This is a genomic window from Acinetobacter lactucae (genome assembly GCF_013344765.1).
Lineage (GTDB): Bacteria > Pseudomonadota > Gammaproteobacteria > Pseudomonadales > Moraxellaceae > Acinetobacter > Acinetobacter lactucae_A.
Map to the genome: position 1 here is coordinate 1 of NZ_JABVBF010000406.1, position 555 is coordinate 555.

The window sequence follows — 555 nt, forward strand, 5'->3', positions numbered from 1 at the left end:
GTTTTGATGCATGCCATAGTTTGATGTAGGGACATGAACAATACGGTCAACCACATCCATTCCTTTAATTACTTTTCCAAAAACTGCATAACCAGGATTACCCGCAGAACGATTTAAGAAATTATTATCTACAACGTTTATGAAAAACTGACTAGTAGCTGAGTCAGGATTTGCTGTACGGGCCATTGCCAAAGTTCCGCGTGTGTTAGCAATTCCATTCCCAGCTTCATTTTTGATAGGTGCTCGCGTAGTCTTTTCCTGCATATTTGCAGTAAGTCCACCGCCCTGCACCATGAAACCAGGAATTACACGATGAAATATCGTATCTTTATAAAAGCCTGACTTTATATAGTCTTTAAAATTCTTCACACTATTTGGTGCTTTATCATCATAAAGCTGTATTTCAATGTTGCCTAAATTCGTTTGCATTTCAACTAAAGTATCAGCCATTACTGAATGACTGCTTATACCTAAACAACATAACATTAATAATTTTTTCATATCTTCCTACAATAAAATGCAAAACTTAATAAAGGATAAATTTAATCATCTATG

The 555-nt window shown here is 35.1% G+C and carries 1 protein-coding gene; it reads right to left on the reverse strand.

The features are described 5' to 3' along the window. On the reverse strand, window positions 1-501 hold a 501-nt coding region (locus HUN22_RS17585; RefSeq protein ID WP_174732056.1), incomplete at its 3' end, for a peptidylprolyl isomerase. Between the last annotated feature and the right edge of the window lie 54 nt (window positions 502-555).